Raw genomic sequence first — 19126 nt, forward strand, 5'->3', positions numbered from 1 at the left:
CCATGTCAACGAAGCCCTAGGGGGCATAGGCCTATGCTTGTGCGGTCTACCTCTAAGGAGGTAGTACAGGAAAACCCTAAAACCGTTTGTTTATCAGCGTCTTAAGGTTTTCTGCCAAGGTTTTTGCTGACAAGGATCAGTCGACAACTCTTTAGAGGTAGCGCGCCCGGGATCGGCGACAAAACCCCTTCCTGGAGCTCCACGTGCTCTGTTTTCATGATTTTTTCCGGGACCTGCGCTGATGATTCGCTGGTTGCGCAGCTCCCTGCCCGCTCGCGCCGGGCTAGCCGTGATCCTGATCGCCGTGCTCGCTCTCGCCAGTTCGTTGAGCGCCGGACTGATCGCCTGGTTCAGCCAGGGCGATGCGGCCGCCATCAACACCGCAGGCTCGGTGCGCATGGAGACTTACCACCTGAGCTGGGAACTGGCCGCGGGGGCAACCGACGAAGAAATCGCCGCCATCACCGACAGCCTGCAAACCCGACTCACCAGCCAGTCACTCAAGGCGGTGCTGGAGGATGGCCCAAGCGCCGCCCTGCAAATCAGCTACGGGCAAATCCAGCAGCAATGGGACGAGGATTTGCACCCGGCACTGGAGCGCGGCGATGCCGCCTACTTTCAGGTCCAGGCCCTGCCCTTCGTTGAACAACTGAACCAGTTCGTCAACCTGTTGCAGCGCCAAAGCGAACAGAAGCAAGGCTGGCAACAGTTGATCCAGGGCCTGGCCTTGTTCACCACCCTGTTCGTCCTGCTGATTGGCCTCTACGAATTGCAGTACGGGGTCGTCATGCCCTTGAAAGAGTTGGTGGACGCGACCCAGCGCTTTCGTCGCGGCGATTTCAAGGTGCGGGTCAATCATCAGTCCCAGGACGAACTGGGCCAGTTGGCCACGAGCTTCAACGCCATGGCCGAGACGATCGAAGACTCGCATCGCACCCTTGAGAGTCAGGTCCAGCAAAAAACCCTGAACCTGCAACAAGCTAATGCCGCCCTCGAGTTGCTGTACCAAAGCAGTCGAAGCCTGGCCACACGCCTGGCCAATGCCGAAGGGCTGGATGAGTTGATCCGACGCTTCCAGCAACGCTTGCCCGGCTTGCGTCTGTCGCTGTGCCTGCAAGGACAAATGCAGGCACCGGCCCAGCAGTTGCTCGCCCTCCACGGCGCGAACATCCGGGAAGTCTGCGCCAGCAGTGATTGCGCCACGTGTCAGAAGCACCATAAAGCCAGCCCGCAAACGTTCAGCATCAGCAATCAGGGCAGTGAACTGGGTGAACTCAAGGCGCACTTTGTCGACGGGCACCCGACGCAAGCCTGGGAAACCCAATTGATCCAGGCCCTGGCCAATCTGATCGGCACCTCGCTGTCGCTCAAACGCCAACGGGAACAGGATCATCGCCTGCTGCTGCTCGACGAGCGCACGATCATTGCCCGCGAACTGCACGACTCACTGGCCCAGGCCCTGTCCTACATGAAGCTGCAAGTCAGCCGCCTGCAAACCCTGATGCGCCGTGGCGAACCGATCGAAACCCTGGAAAACGTCACCGCCGAACTGCGCGAAGGGCTGAACAATGCCTACCGTCAGTTACGCGAGTTGCTGACCACTTTTCGCCTGCAGATTCACGATGCGGGACTGGTGCAGGAGCTCAAGGACACCGCCGAGGAGTTTTCCAGGCGCGGGGAATTCCAGGTACACCTGCACGTCGACGCGCTGGCCTTTCAGTTATCGGCCAGCGAGCAAATCCACATCTTGCAGATCACCCGCGAAGCGCTCTCCAACTGCCTACGCCACGCCCACGCGCAAAACGCCTGGCTGCAACTGCGTCAGGACGGTGAAACCGTGAGGCTCGTCGTCGAAGACGACGGGCGTGGCTTCAGCGGCGACGTCGACCAGCGCGAACACCACGGCCTGAAAATCATGGATGAGCGGGCCCGCAGCTTGCGCGGTCAACTCAAAATAATGTCCAGGGAGCCGCAAGGCACCCTCGTCCAACTGGAATTCCAACCGGAGTTTCTCGGGCAGCAAACAGAAGGTAGCGCCACATGAACCCGTCCCTGCAACACACCATCCTGCTGGTCGACGACCACCCGATGATGCGTCACGGCATCCGCCAGATGCTCGAACTCGAAGATGATTTCCTGATCGTCGGTGAAGCCAACAACGGCGAAGAAGCACTCAGTCTGATCGAGCCGCTGCAACCGGATCTGGTGTTGCTCGATAACAACATGCCGCTGATGAATGGCATTGAAACCCTGCGCCAATTACGGGCGATGCACTACACCGGCAAGGTGCTGCTGTTTACGGTCTCGGATGCCGAAGACGATATTCGCGACGCATTGCGTCTGGATGCCGACGGCTACCTGCTCAAGGACATGGAACCCGAACTGTTGATTCAGTACATCCGCAATGCCTTGAACGGCGAATTGGTGATCAGTCCGGGTCTGACCCAAGTCATGGCCCAGGCACTGCGTTCACCACAGCGCCAGACCGTGGTGGAACTGACCGAGCGTGAACGTCAGGTGCTGAAAACCATCGCCAGCGGCTTCAGCAACAAAGTTATCGGGCACAAGCTGGGCATCACCGAAGGCACGGTCAAGGTTCACGTGAAAAACCTGCTGCACAAACTCGGTTTGCGCTCTCGGGTTGAGGCGGCGGTGTGGGCCATGGAGCACTTGCGCAATGCGGGCTGAGGAGCATGCCTCTTTAGAGGTAGGCCGGCAGAGGCATAGGTCATCCGGCTCGCGCTCTCTACTATGAGCGTCAGCGGAGGTACGCCATGCTGACCCACCCTTCCATCGTTTTAACGTTGCGTCGTCACCATCTGTTCAGCCAACTGCCGGAGAAAATCTTCGAGGAAGTCTGCGGCCTGGCGATGCTCAAGCGCCTGAGCTGTCACAGCACGCTCATGCACCAAGGGGATCCGGCCAAGCGCTTTTTCCTGCTGGTCAGCGGCCAGATCAAGTTGTACCGGCTTACCGGCGAAGGTCAGGAAAACCTGGTGGAGATCATTCAGCCCGGCCAGACCTTTGCCGAAGCGTTGCTGTTCAGCCAGGCCCGTCTCTACCCGGTGAGCGCCACGGCGCTGAAGGACAGCGTGCTGGTGAGTATCGAAGGCAGCCATTACCGCAACGCCCTGGAAGACCAGCCGAAAGTCTGCCTGGCGATCCTGGCGAGCATGAGTGTGCACTTGCACCTGCGTCTGCGGGACATCGACACCTTGACCATGGCCAGCGCGAGCCGGCGGGTGATCAATTTTCTGTTCCAGGAGCGCAACCCGGTCAGCGGTTTGATTGTCTTGCAGGTGTCCAAACGCCTGGTCGCCTCGAAGCTGGGTATTCAGCCGGAAACCTTTTCGCGGATCTTGCACCGCCTGGTGGACAGCGGTCTGATCGCGATGGAACGACGCAACATCAGCATCCTCGCCGAAGAGGATCTCGCGGCCTTCCAATAGACGGAATTGACCGCAGTCAATGCGCAATGCCACCGGCCTTGCACACTGAAGAAGTCCACCCATGGAGAGCGCTCATGTCCCGTTCAACCTTGCCCCTGATTTACTCCTGCTCAGGCTGCTCCAACGTCGCCCAACTGGCCAATACCCTGGCCGTGCGGCTTGATCGCAGCGGCCTGGCGGAAATGTCCTGCATCGTCGGGGTCGGCGGGCATGTGGCGGCGTTGGTCAACAAGGCACGCTCGGGACGGCGGATTTTTGCGCTGGACGGTTGCCCGCTGCAATGCGTTGAAAACTGCTTGAAGCAGCATGGTCTGCACGCGGATGTGCATTTGATTCTTAGCCATTACGGGTTGCGTAAGCGCTATGGCGAGGACTGCACGCAGGCAGAGAGTGATGAGTTGTTTGAAGAGATCAGGCAACGAATTGCGAGTGATGCTCGGCAGCATGAAAACCGCCAGGAAACGATGGCCTGAAGAACAACAAAAACCCTGTGGGAGCGGGCCCGCGATAGCAGTGGAATAGCCGACATCAATGTTGAATGTACAACCGCCATCGCGGGCAAGCCCGCTCCCACAGGGTTATGCGTTGGGCACAAATATTGCGGACACACTCATCAAAATGTGGGAGCGAGGCGGCTCGCTCCCACATCTATGGTCATCCCGCCGCCAACCCCTTCCCCGCCCGCTCCAGATTGCGCCACAACCACACCGGCAATACATCAGGATCAAGACTGTCGATCAGGTTCTTCAACGCCAACCCCAACTCCGTATCACCCTCGATCACCAAACGCCGGCGAAAGAACAACGTGTCCGGATCTTCCTGACGACTCGCCAGCAATAAAAACTCTCGCCAGTTACCGCTGATAGTCACATGCGCCGTGGCGTGTTCAGCAATTCGCAACCCTTGACGGGTCAGCGTCAAGAACCAGGTCAACCCCAGGTCCGGGATCCGCAGGCACAACCAACGCCCGCGCAACACTTCAAATTCACCATCGCGCAAAGGCTCGGCGAGGCAGCGATTGAGCGCCTGCTGCAACGCCAGGCGCTGCACCGCAAAGGGCACTCGACGCACCAGCGGCAGTAACCGGTCGGCGCCTTTCAGCAGCCACTTTTTTCGGTTCAACACAGGCCGACCTCCTCGACGCGCAACATGCCGGCCTGGCCATGCCAGTAGCCATTACAACCGTCGACGAACAGCGGCGGTGTCTCGCCCAGACGAACCCGTTGATAGGCGCCAATGACCTCGGCCATGCCCTGAGCGCGAGGGCTCAGACGCAACACATCGGCCCCACAGGCCACCAACCCGGCGTAGTCCGCCAGCAGATTGGTCACCTCGGCCGACATCGTTTGTATTCCGTTAATGGTAAACATCGCCTGCCCCTCCTGACTGGTAAGAGGCAGGCCGTCGGGGTAGTTGAGGCAGCAAAACCGGCAATCGTCCTTGGGCAGGTTTTCCGCTCGGGCCGTGAAGCAGCGTGCGGAATAAGCCAAGGGCAAATGCCCATAGGCAAAGATCTCGACTTCCGGCACCTCACGGCCAAGTTCGCGCACCTGATCAAGCACATCGCCAATCAACGCCGCCGAGCATTCCACCGGCGGCACCCAACGGGTCATCCCGCAGTCCAGCAGTTGCGCCAGCGTATGACCGTTGTACACATTCAGCGCCGGGCCGCCCACGAACGGCAACTTGCGCTCGGCCAAAAACTGCACCGCGCCCATGTCGTTGGCCTCCACCAGCAATTGGCCGTTGTCGCAGAGCCGCCGCAGGCTGGAGAGCTCGGACGCCGCTTCGATCAGCGTCAGGCTGGAGATCACCAACTGTGCCTGGCTGCATTCCTGCAACTCGCGCCCCAGCCCCAGCCATTGATCCAGTGAAAAGGCCCGGCGTTTCGAGCACACGGTTTCCCCCAGATAAATCACATCCAGGGGTAAAGCCGACATCTCGGCGTAAAAATTGCTGAGTTGCTCTTTGTCCCAATAAAACAGGACCGGTCCCAGGCTGAGCTTCATGTCGCCTCCCTCATTGCCATGATCGATGGTAAGCACCCAGGGTGGTCTGGCTGCCTTCGGACAAACCGGCCAGCACCCGGCGCCATTCCTCCTTGACCCGAAAACTGCCCGGCGAGCCACGATGGGCATCCAGTGCGGCGCGCCAGACGCGGGTGACTTGTTCGACATAGGCCGGGCTGCGTTGCCGGCCCTCGATTTTGACCGCCTCAACGCCAATGGCCGTCAATTCCGGCAGCAAATCCAGGGTGTCGAGGCTGGTGGGTTCTTCCAGCGCATGAAAGCGTTTGCCGCCGACCAGGAAACGGCCTTTGCACAGGGTTGGGTAACCGGCGGGCTCATCAGGGGTGTAACGGTCGATCAGCACTTCACTGAGCCGTGCACTCAAGCCGTCGGCGTCGTCGCTCCAGCGCACTGCTTTGGCTGGAGAACAGACGCCGCACAGGTTCGGCGACTCGCCGGTGATGTAGGACGACAGATGGCAACGCCCTTCGGCCATGATGCACAAGCTGCCGAAGCCAAAGACTTCGATGGGCACCGGGCTGCTCGCGGCGACCTGACGCACTTGCGCCAACGACAACACCCGCGGCAGCACCGCGCGACGAATCCCGTAGCGCTGCGCATAAAACTCCAGGGCCGCAGCGTGGGTTGCCGAACCCTGGACCGACAGATGCAACGCCAATTGCGGATGGCGCTGGCTGGCGTAGTTGAGCACCCCGGGGTCGGCGGCAATCAACGCATCCACGCCGTAATCGGCGGCACGATCGACCGCCCGCTGCCAGCGTTCCCAGCCCTTGGGTTGCGGGTACGTGTTGACCGCGACGTAGAGTTTGCGTTGATGCTGGCGGATGTGAGCGACCGCCGCGTCGAACTGTTTGTCGTCCATGTTCAGCCCCGCGAAATGCCGGGCATTGGTGTCATCGCGAAAACCGACATAAACGGCATCGGCGCCTTCGCGCACCGCCGCTTTCAGCGCAGGCAGGTTCCCTGCCGGGCAGACCAGTTGCATGGGTAATCCTCATGGAAAAACGCGCTGCCAGTCTAGCGAGACCGGCAGGCAGAGCCTTGACGGCAATCAATTGCCATCAATGCATCAGGTCGGCGAAGGACAGGAACATCACGTTGTCGTGCTTGAGCACTTGCTGCTCGCACTCGATCACCGCCAGCCCGTCGGCCCAACACGCGGCCGTCAACATCGCCGAGCTTTGCTGAGGGTGCAGCTCCACACTGAGCTGGCCGTCAGCACCCGGCGTCAACCGTGCCCGCAGGTACTGCCTACGTTTGTTGCGCTGCAACCAGTCAAACCCGGCGGGCACGGCCAATGGCACCGGCAACACGTCTTGCACGCCCTGGGCCCTGAGCAGGAACGGACGCACCACCACCAACGCGGTAATCAGCGCTGCCGAAGGATTGCCCGGCATGCCGATCCAGGGTTTGCCGGCCACTTCGCCAAAGGCCAGCGGTTTACCCGGCTGAATCGCCAGCCGCCAGAAGTCCAGGCTGCCGAGTTCCTCGATGGCCTGTTTGAGGTGATCTTCCTCGCCCACCGAGACGCCACCAGAACTCAACAACAGGTCGCATTCCGAGGACGCCAGGCTCAAGGCATGCCGGCTGGCCGCCAACTCATCGGCCATGACGCCATAGTCATGCACTTCGACGCCCCAACCGCTCAACAACGCCGCGAGGCAGTAACGATTGCTGTTGTAAATCTGCCCGGGCGCCAATGGATCGCCCGGCTCACGCAGTTCATTGCCGCTGCTGAGCAAGCACACCTGCAACGGTCGATAGACCTCGACCCGCGCAATGCCAGCGCCGGCCAGCAACCCCACTTCTTGCGCACGCAGGCGTTTGCCGGTCTGGAGCAACAGGTCTCCCCGGCGAACCTCCTCGCCTTCCTTGCGTACGTGATCGCCCGCGGTTACGGGCGGGAACCAGACGCGCTCGCCATCGATCCGGCAGCGCTCCTGCGGCACCACCGTGTCGGCACCCGGCGGCAATGGCGCGCCGGTAAAGATCTGCACCGCCTGCTGCGCGAGCAAGGGCGAGCACGCCTGATCCCCCGCTGCAATTCGTCCGCCAATCGACAAATAGCCACCGTCCGGTGGCAGGTCTGCGGCCCTGAGGGCATAACCGTCCATGGCACTGTTGTCCCAGGCCGGCAGGTTGACAGGGGAATGAATGTCCGCTGCCAGCACCCGCCCCAAGGCTTGCTCCAGTCCGATCTTTTGCGCCAGGGGCGGCGGCGGTGCCTGATTCAGTAAGCGGCTGATGGCCTCGTCTACCGGCATCAAGCTGCCAAGGTCACACACCCGGCCAGTCATGAGCGTGTCTCGCAGGCGTCGATGACCCGTTGCACTTGCGGTTTCAAATGCGGGGCGAAATTGCACGGGCCTGTGCGGCTGTCCAATTGTTCGAGCAGGATCTGGTTCCAGGCGGTTCGACACGCGCCCGGCGAACCCGGCACGCAGCACACCAGCACGCCGTTGCTCATCCCGGCCAATGCCCGTGACTGCAAACTGGACATGCCGATTTCCGCCAGGGACACCTGACGGAACAGTTCACCGAAGCCTTCCACGTGTTTGTCCAGCAACGGCAAAACCGCTTGCGGTGTGTTGTCGCGCGCGGTGAAGCCGGTGCCGCCGGTCATCAGTATCACTTGAACCTGAGGGTCGGCGATCCAGTGAGAGACCTTGGCGCGGATCTGATAAATGTCGTCTTTGACCAGACCACGATCGATCAACACATGCCCGGCCGTTTGCAGTAAATCCGTCAGGGTCTGCCCCGAGGTATCGGTGTCAAAGGTGCGCGTATCGCTGATGGTCAGCACGGCAATGTTCAGGGGTTCAAACGTGCGTTGCGCCAGATGGGCCATATCCAAGCCTTCCCGTAAATGAGGGTATGGGACAAAGCCTGAACCGGAATCCGCAGTGAGCCTATTCCTCCAAGGAGGTACCTCGTCAGGGACATAAGAAGATTGTGTAGCGCACACAAAACCTGTGGGAGCGAGCTTGCTCCCACATTGTTCTCCATTGCTACTCGATCTATTCAAGGCGCCAAGCGGTTGCGTTGCCATGCGCCATCGCGCAAACGGTAATCGAGACGGTCATGCAAGCGGTCGGCACGGCCCTGCCAGAATTCCAGACGTTCAGGGTGCAGGCAGTAACCGCCCCAATGCTCGGGCCGCGGAACGGTCTTGCCGGCAAAACGCTGGGTGGTTTGTATCAACAGCGATTCAAGCTCGGCCCGATTGGCCAGCGGCCGGCTTTGCGGTGAAGCCCAGGCGCCCAGGCGACTGTCCTGTGAGCGGGAATCGTAGTACGCATCCGATAGCGTCGGGTCGAGCCTGGAGACCTGGCCTTCGATGCGCACCTGACGCTCCAGCCCCGGCCAGAAAAAGGTCATGGCCGCATGCGGGTTAACGGCCAGTTGCTCGCCTTTGTCACTCTGGTAATTGCCGAAAAAGGTGAAGCCTTCATCGCTAAACCCCTTGAGCAATAGGACGCGACAGTGCGGGCGCCCTTCACTGTCGACCGTCGCCAACACCATGCTGTTGGCTTCGACAGGCGCACGCTCGGTGTCGCGGGCCAGTTGCAGCCATTGCCGGAACATCGCCATCGGGTCGTCCAGCGCCGACTCGTCTTGCAGGCCAAAAAGGGTGTAGTTGCGGCGCATCTGTGCCAGGGAAAGGGGCATGACGGTGATCTCCAAAAATGTTCTGCCCAGTGTGCGATGTACTGCGCAAGACCACCTTGACCACCATCAACCTTATTTGAGACGCAGACGCCGAGCCAGTTTGTGCAGGTTGCTGGGATCGACTTCCAGAATCCGCGCGGCGCTGGCCCAGTTCTCCCCGGACAGGCTCAAGGCCTGGAGAATCTTTTTGCGCTGGTAATCGTCGACCGCTTCACCCAAGGGCTGGAACGGCTCATCCGCCGTCACGTCCAGGGGACTTTCGACGACCGCGCCCTGCCCGGCCATGGCACTGTCGAGGTCCAGAATCTCGGGCTCCAGCGTCATAATCAGCGTGCGACTGCTGCCGCGACTGAGCTGCTTCAACGCGGCTCGACTGATTACATGCTCCAGCTCGCGCACGTTGCCCGGCCAGCTGTAAGTCAGCAGCACTCGCTCGGCCGCCGGCGACAGACGCAAACCGCGCAGGCCGAGCCGCGTCCGATTGAGTTCAAGGAAATGCCCGGCCAGCATCAACACGTCGTTACCGCGCTCGCGCAGCGGCGGAATCGGCACCGGGTACACCGAGAGCCGGTGATACAGATCGGCCCGAAACAAGCCGTCGCGGATGCTGTCCGGCAGGTGCCGGTTGGTCGCAGCGATGATTCGCACATCGACATGCAACGGTTTGTCGGCGCCGAGGCGCTGGATCTCGCCGTTCTGCAGGGTGCGCAGCAGCTTCGCTTGCACGGCCAATGGCAACTCACCGACTTCGTCGAGAAACAGCGTGCCACCGTTGGCCGCATCGAAACGTCCGGCACGGTCGCTGGTGGCGCCGGAAAATGCGCCTTTGACATGGCCGAACAATTCACTCTCTGCCAGAGACTCCGGCAACGCGGCGCAGTTGACCTGCACCAGCGGCTTATGACTGCGGCGCGACAAACGATGCAAGCGCCTTGCGAACAATTCTTTGCCGACGCCGGTCTCGCCCAGCAGCAATACCGGCAGCTCGGAATCGGCCAGTACGTCCAGTTCATTGAGCAACTGATGCAGCACCTCACTCTGCCCGAGGATTTCGCCCTCATCCGCTGGCCGCCGCACGTCTTGAATATCGCTGCGGGACAAGCGCAGGCTGCGGTTTTCCTGCTCAAGCCGGGTGACTCGCACGGCGGCTTCGATCTGCAAGGTGCAGCGCTTGAGTTCTTCCCGCGCACGGCTGTCGAAGGTCCCGGCGTGCAGCGCATCAAGGGTGATAGCGCCCCAGATCCGCCCCTCCACATACAGGCTTACGCCCATGCAGTCATGCACTGGCATCGGTTCGCCGGCGTGATTGTCGAGCAAGCCGTCATAGGGGTCCGGCAGGCGACTGTCGGGTTCGAACCAGGTGGGTTCGCGCGACGCCATGATCGCCGCCAGCCGCGGATGCTGGGCGATGACAAACCGGCGGCCCAACGCTTCATGCACCAGCCCCACCGTCGCGACCGGCCTGAGGCTGTCGTCATCCAGACGCAGCAATCCCACGGCGCCACTGTTGAAGTACTCGCGCAGGGTCTGGACCAGTCGTTGCAACCGCACAGCATTGGGCAACTCGACAATCAGGTCGGCCGCCAGGCTTTCACGCAGCATGGTAGTTATTACCCTCTATGGTTGGATTCACCCTAATGCGTCCGGGTGCCTATCACCACAACTAAAAAATAAGTGATATTTTTCAACACGTTAAATATGGCATGCCGGGTGCAATGAACTTGGGGAACCGTTGAAATCCAAACAAGGAACCCCTGATGAGCCTGACCCTACTGGAACAAAGCCTCGGCCAACTGGCTTGCGACATTCCCGGCGCCACGCGGATTTTCCACACCTTCAAACTGGACTTCTGTTGTGGCGGGCATAAAAGCCTGCGCGAAGCAGCCGCTGGCAAAGACCTCGATCCGGCCCTGATCGCCGATGCGCTGCACCGACTGCAAGACACCGGCGAAACCCAACACGACTGGCGCAACGAACCGTCGGAACTGTTGATCGCCCATCTTCTGGCCCGCTACCACGCCCGCCATCGCGAGCAACTGCCGGAACTGATTCGCCTGGCCCGTCGCGTCGAGCAGGTCCACGGTGCGCGCAGCAGCTGCCCCAACGGCCTGGCCGATCTGCTGACCGACATGCAACAAGAACTCGAAGGCCACATGCTCAAGGAAGAACAAGTGCTCTTCCCGATGCTGCAACAGGGCATCGGCCCTCAAGCTGCCCCGCCGATCCAGGTGCTGCGCTTTGAACATGATCAACATGGCGAAGCATTGGAGAGGTTGCTCGCGCTGACCAACAACATCACCCCGCCGGCCGATGCCTGTAACACTTGGCGCGCCCTTTATCGTGGGCTGCTGGAGTTTCGTGATGACCTGATGCAACACATCCATCTGGAAAACAACGTGTTGTTTGTCAACGCCCTTAAACCTCGCCATTGATCGATTGCCGCTCACACCCAACCCGCGCCAGCCCATCGGTTGACGCGGGTTTTGTCTGTCTGGGATGTCGGGCGATCAACCGTGCCAATAGAACATGGCCTTGGCCAGGATCACGATCAACACCATGTGCCCGAGGATGCTGCGGCGAATCCAGCTGGCGCGGGTCGTGGTCAGTCGTGCGCTTTTCAGCCAATACGCCAGCAGGAAGTAATGGCCGATGATGCTCAGGGCCAGCAAGATCTTCAGGCTCAGCAACGTGCCAAAACTGCTCGCCAGCGGCTGACTCAATACACCACGGTGTTGCCACGCCAAGCTGATGCCGGCGCCATACAACAGCAACACCACGCCATGCAGCACCTTGCGTGAACGCACTGCAATCGCTTGATCGGCGCTCGTTTGCGCGGTAACCGCCACCTGCTGGCGGGCGTTGTGCCAGATCACCACCTCGAAAAACAGCGTGCCGATGAAGGCAATCGCCGCCAGCAAGTGGGTGACCAGTAAAAAGGGATATAACACCGGCAGCCTCCATCAATTCACTTGCTTAGCCTGGATGACCGTCCACCCGGGCCCGCAGCAGCATCGGCCCATAGCGCCAGGCATACAGCGCAAACGCCAGCGCCCAACACAGACCGGCCAGCCACAACGCAGGCAAGGGAAAGAACAAGATCAACACGACCCGGCTCAAGCACGCCAGGTTGAGCAAAATGAACGCCAGAGTCATGCCCGACGGCGGCTCCAGCGAGCGGCCCGTATGCCCCAGGCTGACCCGCGCGATCATCGCCAGCACCAAGCCACCCATGGCGCCGATGGTCAGGCAATGCACCGCCAGACTCGGGTTAATCGGCACACCGAAATGCCACAGCGCCATTGCGAGACAGGCCACCGCCAACCAGGCATAAGCCAGGTACAACGACCACAGCAGCGGCACACGCCAGAGGGCGCGATCATGCCAGCGAACCAGGCGTACCAGATGCCCGGCGGCCAACACGGCGAACAACAGGCCCACCCCTAGATTGGGGTCAAGCGCAGGTCCGGCGGCGTACAACAACGCCACCATCGGTGAGCCAATCAGCAGCAGCCAATCCAGCCAGGGCCAAGGAGTAACGCCTTCGACCTTGCCGAGGCCGCGCTGGATGAAGAACGGAATGACGCGCCCGCCGATCAAGCCCATCATCGCCGCCACCAGCCAGAGGCCGGTCAGTACGCCTTGACGCTGTAAGCCTTCATGACCTTCGACCAGGCCGTACAGGGACAACCCGTCGGCCGCCGTTAACAACAGCAGCACCACCGCAATCGGGTAGTTACGTTTCTGCCGCACCTTCCACAAGGTGAAACCCATGAGCGCGGCCACCGCCAGCGGGAACGCCAATTCCAGCACCGCGAGCACGGGCAACGGTGCATTGACCAGCCAGGCCACGCGCACCAACAACCACAGCAACGCCAGCGCGGCGAGTGGTCGCCCGCTGATGCCGGGACGACCGGTCCAGGTCTGCACCGCCGTCAGCAGAAAGCCCGCGATGATCGCCAAGCCGAACCCGAACAGCAATTCGTGTCGATGCCAGCCCAACCAGCCACCCGCCGGCTGCCAGACGGAAAGCCCACCACTGAAGGCGGCCAGCCAGAGCGGAATGACCAGCACCGCCAGCAGGCAGCCAGCCAGGAAAAATGGCCGAAAGGCCAAACGTAACAGCGGCGCGATAGCCATCGCTTTACGGCGGTCAAGCACTTGCATAAAGCCACTCCTTTACCTTGCTGCTGACCTGACGCCAACCCGCACGCGTCAAGGTAAGTCCGGGGGCAATCATCGGGTATTGACGATCAATTGCCTTTGTCGCAGATCAAGTGTGCAAGGGGCGTGCCCCGATGCTGATCCGCGCCAGTAGCAAGCCTCGCGTGCCGCCGATGAAATCCATTCAGGGTATAAATGACCCCTTAATGGTCTTTAAAACCCTAAACTTCGTGGTCTTTTTTACCCTCCTATCTGACAAGCCTAATAAACAAAGGCCTCCGGGCATGGCCCGCGTCTTGCTCAAGCTTTCAGCAATCAAAGAAGCCTTGATCCCTCTCGATCCCCAGGAGTCGTCATGAAAAAAGTCATCCAGCCACTGGCCTGGTTTGTGGTGTTGACCTCGGTTCTGGCGTTGGCCAGCGGCGTCTCGCTGGGCCTCGTTTGACTTGACCGCCATCCCCTCCTCAATCTTCAGGATGAATTCTTATGGTGCTTCATCGCGTCCATCACCAGATTCTGCGCAGTCATCACTTGTTCGAGCCGTTGAACGAAGAACAGCTGGATGAATTGATGAGTACCAGCCACTTGTTGAGCATCGACAAAGGCGAACCGTTGTTCCGCCAGGGCGAGCCGGCAGACTCGTTTTATTTCGTGATTGCCGGGGCGGTGAAAATCTACCGCCTGACACCGGATGGGCAGGAGAAAGTGTTTGAGGTCATTGGTGATCGGCAAACCTTTGCCGAGGCGATGATGCTGATGGACACCCCGAACTATGTGGCCTCGGCCGAAGCGATCTGCCCGACTCAGCTCTATCGGTTATCCAACAACACCTACATGCGCCTGCTGCAGAGCAATAGCCGGCTGACCTTTGCACTGCTCGGCAAGCTTTGCGTTCGCCTGCACCAACGGGTCAACGAAATCGAAACCCTGTCCCTGAAAAACGCCACCCACCGGGTCGTGCGCTATCTGCTGACGCAACTGGTGCGCCAGCAAACCGTTGACAGCCAATTCGAACTGCCGATGGCCAAGCAATTGATTGCCGGACATCTGTCGATCCAGCCGGAAACCTTTTCGCGGATCATCCGTCGCCTGATCGATGAAAAAATCATCACCCAGGACGGCCGCCTGATCGCCATTCTCGATCGTCTGCGTCTGGAACAGTTCGAGTGAGTGCCATGCCCGTCTGTTTATATTGCCAACACGCCAACCCCGCACAAGAAACCGAGTGCCGCCAATGCGGCATGCCCCTGCCGGCATTCGCCGCACAGGCGGGAGAACGCCGGCTGCGCCAATTCATGTGGTTCTGCATCGGCCTGACGATTTTCTGCGTGACGATGTTTTTCTGGCTGCCACGCAGCATCTCCTGAAGACACACAGTCCCCTGTAGCAGCTGGCGAAGCCTGCGTTCGGCTGCGCAGCAGTCGTAAATCCTGAGTCCCCTTTTTACCTAACACACCGCGGGGACTGGGTTTACGACTGCTTCGCAGCCGGACGCAGCCTCGCACGCTCGGCAGCTGCTACAGACCGTGTCGGTCAAGGCTGGGTCAACTGCCGATACAACTGCGGCAAGCGCAGGGGTAATTGCTCGGGCTGGCGGATCAAGGTGTAGCCATTGGCACCGAACATGTAAGGCAGGTAATCCCCGGCCTCGCGATCAATCGTGATACAGAACGGCGTCAACCCCTGACGCCGCGCCTCCAGCACCGCCTCGCGGGTGTCTTCAACGCCGTAGCGCCCCTCATACAAATCCAGATCATTCGGTTTGCCATCCGTGAGCAGCAGCAACAGTTTGCTGCGTCGTTTGCTCTTGCCCAGCAGTTGGGTGGCGTGGCGGATGGCGGCGCCCATGCGGGTGTAATAACCCGGTTTGAGCCCTTGAATGCGACCGCGGGTGTTGTCGTCATAACGCTGGGTGAAGGACTTGAGTTCCTGCATGCGCACTTGATGACGACGCAGCGAGGAAAATCCGTACAGGGCGAAATCATCACCCAGCATCGACAGGGTTTCGCCGAACAGCAGCAAACTGTCGCGGATCACATCAATCACCCGATGCTCATCGTTCAAGTGCGCGTCGGTGGACATCGACACATCGGCCAGTAACAGGCACGCCAGGTCGCGACGCGTCTGCCGTTGCTCCATGAACAGACCTCGTTCCGCACATTGGCCATGCTCGCGTTCAACGTGAAAATCCAGCCAGGCCTGCATGTCCAGTTCAGACCCTTGGGGTTGCTGGCGTAACCATTGGCGATCATTGCGCAGGTGCTCGAACTGGCGGCGCAGACGGTGCGCCGAGGCTTTCAGCCGTGGCGGCAGTGGCTGCGCCTCACAGTCGCGGGGCACCATCATTTGCAGATTGACGAAGCTGTCCTGCATCTGCTGTTTGCGGTAATCCCACTCCGGCAGCTTGATGCCCTCGCCCAAGGGGATATCGTCGACATCGGCCGGCGGCAAATCCAGGTGCAGCTTGAGGCCGCCGCCCTTGCGCAGACGGGTGCGCGACAAGCTCAACTCGTCGAGGTCCTCGGCGACTCTGGCCGCGTCCGGGTCTTCGCTGTCGTCTGACCAGCGATCCAGGTCCACGTGTTCGGTCCAACTGAACAGGTTCTCCAGACGCACGATCAACAACCCACCGTCGCGGCTGCCTTCATCGATCCGCTTGGCGCGTTTGCTTGCGCCTTTCTGCTCACCGGGCGGGGTCGTCAGCGTCTCTTCCGACTCGTCCCCCAGGTCTGCAGCCTGCGGACTCGCGAGGTTTTGCGGCGGGTACAACCACAGCGGAAGCGGCCAGGCGGCCCGGTCGCTGCGGGGGAAATGTTCGACACTGCCTGGGTCGCGCAACGCCTGACATAACGCCCGTTCCAGGGCCGCTTCGCCGGAGTTCAATGTGGCCGGATCCGGGCGAAGTTGCAGATGAGCATCGACCAAACGTTTGTACCGGGCACGCAACGCGGGATAGCGCCGCAACAGCTGTTGCGTCCAGCGTTGATTGTCCCGACCCCAATGCCGCATCTGCCCGGCCTGCGCCGCGAGCAATGCGAGCCAACGATAGAGTTCCTCGTTCAGTGCGACTTCAGGAAACACCGCGAGGCTCGACGGCAGACGAAGGTTGGTCTCGTCGCACCACGCCAGGGGCACTTGCTTGCAGGTGCCGGCGATCTGCTGCAGTACGTTGCGCCGCAGCAGCAGATCGCGGTCGCTGGCGGCTTCGACACCGACGCCGTTGGCGCCGCCCATGGCGCGAAACAGCAGCGCCAGCGGACGTTGCTGGCTGGCCAGTTCGACACGCGCCTCGGGGAAATTTGGGCTGGCGCGCCGGGTGATGAAACGGTGCCAGACACTGCCCACCCATTCTTCCAGTTCGACGGTAAAGACCATGACATTTGCCCTTTTCTGTAAACCAAAAAAACGGCCCGCTGTATCAGCCGGGCCGACCTTTTCTAGCCGTTACACCGGCTCATGAAGGAACCACGGCAGCCGGAGCGCCCAAGGCTGCGCGGCCACGTTGCTTGAAGCTGAACAGGTAACAGAGCAGTCCTGCGAGGAAACCGAGACCGGCACCAAAACGGGCCCAGAACAGCACCTGCAGGTGTTCGACCGTGGACATGAACGGCAAAGCAACCCCATCGACCTGCCAGCGTTGCAGGTAGACCTGCACGACACCGGCAGCGGTGAGGAACAGCGTGATCATCACCATCGACAGCGTCATCAACCAGAAGCCCCAGATTTCGAGGGTCTGCGAACGCTCGTCACCGGCTTCACCCAAACCCCGCAAGCGTGGCATGGCGTAGCTGATCAAGGTCATCACGATCATCGCGTAAGCACCGTAGAAGGCCAGGTGACCGTGAGCCGCGGTCAGCTGCGAACCGTGGGTGTAGAAGTTGACCGGAGCCAGGGTATGCAGAAAACCCCAGACGCCAGCGCCGAAGAATGCTGTGACGACGGTTCCCTTGGCCCACAGGGTCGCGGCGCGGTTCGGGTGTTGCCGCCGACGTTTCTTCACCATGCTGAAGGCGAAGATCACCATGGCCAGGAACGGTAGCGGTTCGAGGGCCGAGAAGATTGAACCGACCCACAACCAGACCTCAGGCGCACCGATCCAGAAGAAGTGGTGACCGGTGCCGATGATCCCGGTAATCAGCGCCATGGCGATGATCACGTAGAGCCATTTCTCCACGACTTCCCGGTCTACCCCGGTGATCTTGATCAGGACGAAAGCGAGCATCGAACCCATGATCAGTTCCCACACGCCTTCCACCCAAAGATGCACCACCCACCACCAGTAAAACTTGTCGCGGGCCAGGTTGCCGGGGTTATAGAAGGAGAACAGGAAGAACACCGCGAGCCCGATCAACCCGGTCATCATGACCATGCTGACGGTGGTCTTACGACCTTTGAGCAGGGTCATGCCGATGTTGTAGAGGAAGCCCAGGCACACCACCACAATGCCCATCTTGGTGATGGTCGGCTGCTCCAGGAACTCCCGGCCCATGGTCGGCAACAGTTCGTTGTGGGTCAGCCTGGCCAGGCCGGCATACGGCACCAGCAGATAGCCGAGGATCGTCAACACACCCGCGGCGGCGAATACCCAGAACAGGATGATCGCCAGTTTCGGACTGTGCAGTTCGCGGTCGGCTTCTTCCGGAATCAGGTAATAGGCGGCGCCCATGAACCCGAACAGCAGCCAGACGATCAGCAGGTTGGTGTGCACCATCCGCGCCACGTTGAAAGGAATGACCGGGAACAGAAAGTCCCCTATCACGTATTGCAGGCCCATGATCAAACCGAACAGCACCTGGCCGAGAAACAGGATCAGGGCAAATACGAAGTACGGTTTGGCTACGGCTTGCGAGGCGAATTTCAGATGCGGATTAGCAATGCTCATCGCTTAGCCCTCCTTGTTTGGCGGCCAGCCATTGGTGTTGATTTTTGAGCTCCATTTGAGGAACTCGGCGATGTCATCCACCTCCTGGTCACTCAACTTGAACTGAGGCATCGCGCGCCGGCCTGGTACGCCCAGTGGCTGCATTTTCATCCAGGCATGCAGAAAGGGTTTGAAGCCCGCCTCCCCGCCGCGCCGCTGGAACACGTTACCCAGCTCAGGCGCAAAGTAGGCGCCCTCGCCCAGCAGCGTGTGGCAGCCGATGCAATTGTTTTGCTCCCAGACCAACTTGCCGCGCACCACTGACTCGGTGAGCTGCGCTTCATTGCTGCGCTCTGGAAAGGTCTGTTCCGTGTGATAGGTCAAAGCCAGGAATATCAGGAAGAAGAAAATGCTTCCTCCGAAGTAGATGTTCCTGGCCATGCCTTTGGTGAAGGTGTCTGACATGGTCGCTTCCTCTTTGCTAGGCCCGTCCATCATAGGAAGCGAAGGGTTGAAACCTGCTTGATGGCGATCAAGAAAGTCAGATGGTTTTGGTCGGGTATTACACTTGAGCCCTACTCGGTCCATGTAATTGGATGGACTCGCCCTCGCTGTCGTTGGCTGTTTAGACTGCCACCGTGGCGCATTGACGCCTCGGCTTGGGCGAGTCCATCCAATTACAGGGATTGGTTAACGGAACGACACCAGCGTCAGGCCTACCACCGTCGCCAACACCAGCGCCCAGCTCAACATCAACCGGCGCCACAGCCGCGGCGCGTGGCGCATCTCCATGAAACCGTCGGTGATCAGCCAGGCCTTGCCCACCGCCACCAGCAAAATGGCAATCGACAGCAGCGATGTCGCGCCAACGTGCGCCAGCACCACGGTGCACACGCTTAACGTGGCGAGCGCTGCCCAACAGACGAGCAATACCCTGGAAACAGTCATGAGAACCT

The 19126-nt window shown here is 60.4% G+C and carries 21 protein-coding genes; 8 read left to right on the forward strand and 13 right to left on the reverse strand.

Annotated elements, in window-relative coordinates:
• Positions 1–241 precede the first annotated feature (241 nt).
• The 4 genes from AB4N43_RS02140 (at position 242) to AB4N43_RS02155 (ending at position 3922) form a co-directional block, all read left to right on the forward strand.
• Positions 242–2044 (forward strand): HAMP domain-containing protein, encoded by a 1803-nt coding sequence (locus tag AB4N43_RS02140; protein WP_452626595.1) that lies wholly within the window; start codon positions 242–244, stop codon positions 2042–2044.
• Positions 2041–2688: a two-component system response regulator NarL gene (gene narL, locus AB4N43_RS02145; protein ID WP_046047384.1), complete on the forward strand. Its 648-nt coding sequence runs from the start codon at positions 2041–2043 to the stop codon at positions 2686–2688. Before AB4N43_RS02140 ends, narL begins: the two co-directional genes overlap by 4 nt.
• 86 nt (positions 2689–2774) lie before the next feature.
• Positions 2775–3449, forward strand: a complete 675-nt coding sequence (locus AB4N43_RS02150; RefSeq protein WP_282482941.1) for a Crp/Fnr family transcriptional regulator — start codon at positions 2775–2777, stop codon at positions 3447–3449.
• 74 nt (positions 3450–3523) lie between these two features.
• Positions 3524–3922: a putative zinc-binding protein gene (locus AB4N43_RS02155; protein ID WP_222586731.1), complete on the forward strand. Its 399-nt coding sequence runs from the start codon at positions 3524–3526 to the stop codon at positions 3920–3922.
• Between the two features lie 181 nt (positions 3923–4103).
• Here AB4N43_RS02155 and ubiT read toward each other — a convergent pair whose 3' ends face one another.
• From ubiT to norR, 7 genes are all read right to left on the reverse strand, one after another.
• Positions 4104–4574 carry a ubiquinone anaerobic biosynthesis accessory factor UbiT gene (gene ubiT, locus AB4N43_RS02160; RefSeq protein ID WP_222586732.1) on the reverse strand — a complete coding sequence of 157 codons (471 nt, stop codon included), beginning with the start codon at positions 4572–4574 and terminating at the stop codon, positions 4104–4106.
• On the reverse strand, positions 4568–5458 hold the full coding sequence (locus tag AB4N43_RS02165) for a U32 family peptidase (protein WP_452626594.1): 891 nt from the start codon (positions 5456–5458) through the stop codon (positions 4568–4570). The genes ubiT and AB4N43_RS02165 overlap by 7 nt, the downstream gene beginning before the upstream one ends.
• A gap of 10 nt (positions 5459–5468) precedes the next feature.
• Positions 5469–6464: a ubiquinone anaerobic biosynthesis protein UbiU gene (gene ubiU / locus AB4N43_RS02170; RefSeq protein WP_149629724.1), complete on the reverse strand. Its 996-nt coding sequence runs from the start codon at positions 6462–6464 to the stop codon at positions 5469–5471.
• Positions 6465–6540: 76 nt separating this feature from the next.
• A complete protein-coding gene (locus AB4N43_RS02175; protein ID WP_452626593.1) occupies positions 6541–7776 on the reverse strand; it encodes a molybdopterin molybdotransferase MoeA in 1236 nt (411 codons plus the stop codon).
• On the reverse strand, positions 7773–8327 hold the full coding sequence (moaB, locus tag AB4N43_RS02180) for a molybdenum cofactor biosynthesis protein B (RefSeq protein ID WP_452626592.1): 555 nt from the start codon (positions 8325–8327) through the stop codon (positions 7773–7775). Before moaB ends, AB4N43_RS02175 begins: the two co-directional genes overlap by 4 nt.
• Positions 8328–8500: 173 nt before the next feature.
• Positions 8501–9148, reverse strand: a complete 648-nt coding sequence (pdxH, locus tag AB4N43_RS02185; RefSeq protein WP_222586735.1) for a pyridoxamine 5'-phosphate oxidase — start codon at positions 9146–9148, stop codon at positions 8501–8503.
• A 72-nt stretch (positions 9149–9220) separates the two neighbouring features.
• The gene (gene norR, locus AB4N43_RS02190; RefSeq protein WP_222586736.1) at positions 9221–10750 is read right to left on the reverse strand and encodes a nitric oxide reductase transcriptional regulator NorR; all 1530 of its coding nucleotides are present in this window, start codon (positions 10748–10750) and stop codon (positions 9221–9223) included.
• A 155-nt stretch (positions 10751–10905) separates the two neighbouring features.
• Between norR and ytfE the strand changes: the two genes are divergently transcribed.
• A complete protein-coding gene (ytfE, locus tag AB4N43_RS02195) occupies positions 10906–11580 on the forward strand; it encodes an iron-sulfur cluster repair protein YtfE (RefSeq protein WP_222586737.1) in 675 nt (224 codons plus the stop codon).
• Positions 11581–11655: 75 nt separating this feature from the next.
• Here the strand turns inward: ytfE and AB4N43_RS02200 are convergent, their stop codons facing one another.
• Both AB4N43_RS02200 and AB4N43_RS02205 read right to left on the reverse strand, forming a co-directional pair.
• Complete coding sequence (locus tag AB4N43_RS02200; protein ID WP_348128353.1) at positions 11656–12096, reverse strand: hypothetical protein; 441 nt, start codon at positions 12094–12096, stop codon at positions 11656–11658.
• A gap of 25 nt (positions 12097–12121) precedes the next feature.
• A complete protein-coding gene (locus tag AB4N43_RS02205; RefSeq protein ID WP_452626590.1) occupies positions 12122–13312 on the reverse strand; it encodes an NnrS family protein in 1191 nt (396 codons plus the stop codon).
• Between the two features lie 131 nt (positions 13313–13443).
• On the opposite strand from AB4N43_RS02205, the gene AB4N43_RS02210 reads away from it, so the two are divergent.
• The 3 genes from AB4N43_RS02210 to AB4N43_RS02220 all read left to right on the forward strand — a co-directional run bounded on the left by AB4N43_RS02210 (position 13444) and on the right by AB4N43_RS02220 (position 14676).
• The gene (locus AB4N43_RS02210; RefSeq protein WP_452626589.1) at positions 13444–13668 is read left to right on the forward strand and encodes a hypothetical protein; all 225 of its coding nucleotides are present in this window, start codon (positions 13444–13446) and stop codon (positions 13666–13668) included.
• A 127-nt stretch (positions 13669–13795) separates the two neighbouring features.
• Positions 13796–14479 carry a Crp/Fnr family transcriptional regulator gene (locus AB4N43_RS02215; RefSeq protein WP_222586740.1) on the forward strand — a complete coding sequence of 228 codons (684 nt, stop codon included), beginning with the start codon at positions 13796–13798 and terminating at the stop codon, positions 14477–14479.
• Positions 14476–14676 carry a protein DnrP gene (locus AB4N43_RS02220; protein WP_222586741.1) on the forward strand — a complete coding sequence of 67 codons (201 nt, stop codon included), beginning with the start codon at positions 14476–14478 and terminating at the stop codon, positions 14674–14676. The genes AB4N43_RS02215 and AB4N43_RS02220 overlap by 4 nt, the downstream gene beginning before the upstream one ends.
• Positions 14677–14842: 166 nt before the next feature.
• On the opposite strand, the gene AB4N43_RS02225 is transcribed toward AB4N43_RS02220, so the two are convergent.
• The 4 genes from AB4N43_RS02225 to AB4N43_RS02240 form a co-directional block, all read right to left on the reverse strand.
• The gene (locus tag AB4N43_RS02225; RefSeq protein WP_460153017.1) at positions 14843–16684 is read right to left on the reverse strand and encodes a VWA domain-containing protein; all 1842 of its coding nucleotides are present in this window, start codon (positions 16682–16684) and stop codon (positions 14843–14845) included.
• Positions 16685–16763: 79 nt separating this feature from the next.
• On the reverse strand, positions 16764–18191 hold the full coding sequence (locus tag AB4N43_RS02230) for a cbb3-type cytochrome c oxidase subunit I (protein ID WP_460153018.1): 1428 nt from the start codon (positions 18189–18191) through the stop codon (positions 16764–16766).
• 3 nt (positions 18192–18194) lie between these two features.
• On the reverse strand, positions 18195–18635 hold the full coding sequence (locus tag AB4N43_RS02235) for a c-type cytochrome (protein WP_033062194.1): 441 nt from the start codon (positions 18633–18635) through the stop codon (positions 18195–18197).
• A gap of 225 nt (positions 18636–18860) precedes the next feature.
• On the reverse strand, positions 18861–19118 hold the full coding sequence (locus AB4N43_RS02240; protein WP_222586744.1) for a cytochrome C oxidase subunit IV family protein: 258 nt from the start codon (positions 19116–19118) through the stop codon (positions 18861–18863).
• Positions 19119–19126 lie beyond the last annotated feature (8 nt).

Source organism: Pseudomonas sp. S2_B07, from assembly GCF_054668435.1.

Excerpts from the sequence above, each read along its gene's own strand:
- AB4N43_RS02215 (WP_222586740.1), top strand. The coding sequence starts at position 13,796 with ATGGTGCTTCATCGCGTCCATCACCAGATTCTGCGCAGTCATCACTTG.
- AB4N43_RS02165 (WP_452626594.1), bottom strand. The coding sequence starts at position 5,458 with ATGAAGCTCAGCCTGGGACCGGTCCTGTTTTATTGGGACAAAGAGCAA.
- norR (WP_222586736.1), bottom strand. The coding sequence starts at position 10,750 with ATGCTGCGTGAAAGCCTGGCGGCCGACCTGATTGTCGAGTTGCCCAAT.
- AB4N43_RS02210 (WP_452626589.1), top strand. The coding sequence starts at position 13,444 with ATGCTGATCCGCGCCAGTAGCAAGCCTCGCGTGCCGCCGATGAAATCC.
- AB4N43_RS02240 (WP_222586744.1), bottom strand. The coding sequence starts at position 19,118 with ATGACTGTTTCCAGGGTATTGCTCGTCTGTTGGGCAGCGCTCGCCACG.
- AB4N43_RS02205 (WP_452626590.1), bottom strand. The coding sequence starts at position 13,312 with ATGCAAGTGCTTGACCGCCGTAAAGCGATGGCTATCGCGCCGCTGTTA.
- AB4N43_RS02230 (WP_460153018.1), bottom strand. The coding sequence starts at position 18,191 with ATGAGCATTGCTAATCCGCATCTGAAATTCGCCTCGCAAGCCGTAGCC.
- pdxH (WP_222586735.1), bottom strand. The coding sequence starts at position 9,148 with ATGCCCCTTTCCCTGGCACAGATGCGCCGCAACTACACCCTTTTTGGC.
- AB4N43_RS02235 (WP_033062194.1), bottom strand. The coding sequence starts at position 18,635 with ATGTCAGACACCTTCACCAAAGGCATGGCCAGGAACATCTACTTCGGA.
- AB4N43_RS02175 (WP_452626593.1), bottom strand. The coding sequence starts at position 7,776 with ATGACTGGCCGGGTGTGTGACCTTGGCAGCTTGATGCCGGTAGACGAG.
- ytfE (WP_222586737.1), top strand. The coding sequence starts at position 10,906 with ATGAGCCTGACCCTACTGGAACAAAGCCTCGGCCAACTGGCTTGCGAC.
- AB4N43_RS02150 (WP_282482941.1), top strand. The coding sequence starts at position 2,775 with ATGCTGACCCACCCTTCCATCGTTTTAACGTTGCGTCGTCACCATCTG.
- AB4N43_RS02140 (WP_452626595.1), top strand. The coding sequence starts at position 242 with ATGATTCGCTGGTTGCGCAGCTCCCTGCCCGCTCGCGCCGGGCTAGCC.
- AB4N43_RS02225 (WP_460153017.1), bottom strand. The coding sequence starts at position 16,684 with ATGGTCTTTACCGTCGAACTGGAAGAATGGGTGGGCAGTGTCTGGCAC.
- ubiU (WP_149629724.1), bottom strand. The coding sequence starts at position 6,464 with ATGCAACTGGTCTGCCCGGCAGGGAACCTGCCTGCGCTGAAAGCGGCG.
- moaB (WP_452626592.1), bottom strand. The coding sequence starts at position 8,327 with ATGGCCCATCTGGCGCAACGCACGTTTGAACCCCTGAACATTGCCGTG.
- narL (WP_046047384.1), top strand. The coding sequence starts at position 2,041 with ATGAACCCGTCCCTGCAACACACCATCCTGCTGGTCGACGACCACCCG.
- AB4N43_RS02155 (WP_222586731.1), top strand. The coding sequence starts at position 3,524 with ATGTCCCGTTCAACCTTGCCCCTGATTTACTCCTGCTCAGGCTGCTCC.